The organism is Streptomyces thermovulgaris, assembly GCF_002155915.1.
Classification (GTDB): Bacteria; Actinomycetota; Actinomycetes; order Streptomycetales; family Streptomycetaceae; genus Streptomyces; species Streptomyces thermovulgaris.
Window position 1 is genome coordinate 1 of record NZ_MUME01000431.1, and the last position, 3026, is coordinate 3026.

The window sequence follows — 3026 nt, forward strand, 5'->3', positions numbered from 1 at the left end:
GGCCAAGGGGGGACCTGGGGGGAAACGGGGGAACGAGGAAGCGCCGGTGCGGCGTGGTCCGCGGGGGACGCGGCCACGCCGCACCGGCGCTTGCCGTGCTTCGGCACCCCGTTCCCGGGAGCGCCCGCCGCGTTCTCAGGGGCGCCCGCTCACCCGCCCCTGCAGCAGCCGGGACAGCGCCGCGTGCACGTCGTCCAGGGAGCGCTCCGGCTGGAAGGCCTTCCAGTCCAGTGCGGCCACCAGCACCATGCCGACCAGCGCCGCCGCGGTGAGCGGCACGTCGATCTCCTCGCTGAACTCGCCGTTCGCCATGCCCTCGCGCAGGACGTCCTCGACGACGGCGACCGCCTCCTGCCGCACCACCATGAGGGTGGACTGCCAGGCCCGGTTGGTGCGCCACAGCTCGGCCACGTACAGCTGGGTGAAGGACGGGTAGCGGTCGATGAAGACCAGCCCGGCGCGCACCATCGCGTCCAGGGCGTCGACCCGGCTGCCGCCCTCCCGCACGGTCCGCTCGGCCGCTTCCCTGAGAGAGGCCGTGAGCAGCCCCACCCCGTGCCGCAGCAGCTCCTCGAAGAGAACGGACTTGCTGGCGAAGTTGTAGTAGACCGTGCCCTTGGCGACTCCTGCCCGTTCGGCGATCTCGTCCACGGTGGTGGCGGAGAACCCCTGCTCGGCGATGAGCGTGACGGCCGCCTCGTAGAGCTTCTGCCGGGTGGCCTCGCGGCGGGTGCTGCTGCGTTCCATGGCCCTGATTGTCACAGGTGCGGAGGTCATGGGTGCGGACTCCTCACGGGTGCGGAAGGGGAGGTCGGCGGCCCGGTCACAGGCTCAGCTCCGGATGCAGCCGGTTCAGCGTCCACACCTGCCGGCGCCGGGCCGCCAGCGCGGTCAGCGCGAGCGCGGCCGCCGTGAAGCCCGTCAGCACCGCACAGGCCAGCCACACCGGGCCGAGGCCGCCGCCCGTGATCAGTCTGCGCAGGGCGTCGACGACGTGGCTCATCGGCAGGAAGGGGTGGATCGCGTTGAAGAAGCCCGGGCTGGTCTGCACGGGATACGTGCCGCCCGCGGAGGTCAGCTGGAGCATCAGCAGGGCGAGGACCAGGATCCGGCCCGCCGGCCCGAAGCGGGCGTTGAGCCACTGGATGATCGCCCCGAAGCACGCCGCCACCAGGAACAGGAAGGCGATCGTGCCGCCCGCGCGCGCCATCTCCAGTCCGACCGCCCAGTGCAGCACCGCCATCAGGGCCGCCGTCTGCAGCACGCCGATCGCCGCCACCGGCAGCCAGCCGGCCAGTGCGATCCGCCAGGAGGAGGCACCCACGGCGAGGGCGCGCCGGTTCAGCGGCGGGATCAGCATGTACGCCACCATGGCGCCCACCCACAGCGACAGCGGAATGAAGTACGGGGCGAACCCGGTGCCGTAGTTCGGCGCCTGGTGCAGGGGCCGGGAGGTCAGCTGGACCGGGTCGGCCATGACAGCGGTGCGCCGGTCGCGCTCCTCCTTGTCGTAGTCGGGGATCCGCTCGGCGCCGTCGTGCAGCCCCCCGGCGAGCCTGCCGGAGCCGTCGACCAGCTTGTACATCCCGCCCTTGAGGTCGATGGCGCCCGTCTCGAGCCTGCCGACGCCCTTGTCGAGGTCGCTCGCCCCGGTCCCGGCCGTGCCGATCCCGGCGCGCAGCTTCTTCGCGCCCTCGGCGACCTTGACGGCGCCCTCGTTCAGCTTGTTGATCTTCCGGACGGCGTCGTCGAGGTCCTCGGACAGGTGCGGCGCGCGGTCGGCGAGCGCCCGGGCCCGCTCCTCCAGGGTGGCCAGACGGGCGTCGAGCTTCTTCAGGGTGCCGCTGTTGTCCGCGATCAGGGTGCCGACGTCGTCGGCGGTCTTCGCGGCGGTGGCGGCGGCCTCCTTGGCCTGCCGCAGGTCCGCGCAGGCGTCGTCCGGTGTCTCCGGCTCGTCGCAGCGCCGGGCGTGGACGCCGTCCAGGGCGGTGGAGGCGGAGCGGGCGTCCTCGGCGGTCTTCGGTGCCTGCTCGACCAGGGTGCCGAGGGTGCGGCGGATCGTCCGGGCCGAGTCGGCGACCTGCCGGGCGGAGTCGCCGATCGACTTCTCGTTCTTCCTCAGGAACGGGCCCACCGTGCCGTCGAGCGCGTTGATCTTCTCGGCCAGCGCCCGTGTGCCGTCGGCGACCTGCTGCGAGCCGGTCTCCAGGGAGCGCGCCCCGGTGTGGAGCCTGCTCAGCCCCTTGGACAGCTCGGACGAGCCCTTCTTGGCCCGGGTCAGACCGTCGGCGAGATCCCTGGAGCCCCGCTCGGCCTTGCCGATGCCGCCCTTGAGCCGGTCGGCGCCGTCGGCGGCCTCGACCGTCTTGTCGTGGATGTCGGAGAACGACACGAAGATCTTGTCCAGGTAGGACCGGGAGGCCCGGGTGGACGCGGCGGCGCGCACCTCGCTGAACACCGTCCGCGCGATCTGCCCGACGACGTAGTTGTTGGCGTCGTTCGTGTGGACCTGGAGGGCGCTGGTCTCGGGGGAGTCGCCCGCGCTGGAGGCGATCCGCCGGCTGAAGTCGGCCGGCATGGTCAGCGACAGGTGGTACGTGCCGTCCTCGAGGCCCCGGCGGGCCTCGGCGGCACTCACCTCGTGCCAGTCGAAGACCTTGCTCTTGAGCAGCTCCCGGGTGAGGTCGTCGCCGGCGGTGAGCCTGCGGCCGTCGACGGTGGCGCCCCGGTCGTCGTTCACGAGGGCGACGGGGATGCGGTCGAGGCGGCCGTACGGATCCCAGAAGGACCACAGGTACAGCGCCCCGTACAGCAGCGGCAGCACCAGCAGGGCGACCAGGGCGGCGCGCGGCAGCCTGCCGCGGCCGAAGCGCCTCAGCTCAAGAAAGGCCAGCCTGGGCGAGCGCATCGGCCTCCTCCTTCCTCGTCGTCGCCGGGTCGCGCGGTTCGCCGGCGGCGGGGCTGCCGGAGCTGCCGGCAGCGGGGGCGTCGGCAGCGGGGGCGTCGGCGATGGGCTTGCCGGGGGC

The 3026-nt window shown here is 72.9% G+C and carries 2 protein-coding genes; both read right to left on the bottom strand.

Annotated elements, in window-relative coordinates:
- Positions 1-135: 135 nt before the first annotated feature.
- Positions 136-747, bottom strand: a complete 612-nt coding sequence (locus tag CCN35_RS25920; protein ID WP_067392771.1) for a TetR/AcrR family transcriptional regulator — start codon at positions 745-747, stop codon at positions 136-138.
- Positions 748-823: 76 nt separating this feature from the next.
- Entirely contained in the window at positions 824-2908 is a 2085-nt protein-coding gene (locus CCN35_RS25925) for a YhgE/Pip family protein (RefSeq protein ID WP_086794532.1), read from the bottom strand.
- Between the last annotated feature and the right edge of the window lie 118 nt (positions 2909-3026).

Bases quoted from the DNA above. Each gene is read 5' to 3' on its own strand.
- CCN35_RS25920 (WP_067392771.1), bottom strand. From the start codon at position 747: ATGGAACGCAGCAGCACCCGCCGCGAGGCCACCCGGCAGAAGCTCTAC.
- CCN35_RS25925 (WP_086794532.1), bottom strand. From the start codon at position 2,908: ATGCGCTCGCCCAGGCTGGCCTTTCTTGAGCTGAGGCGCTTCGGCCGC.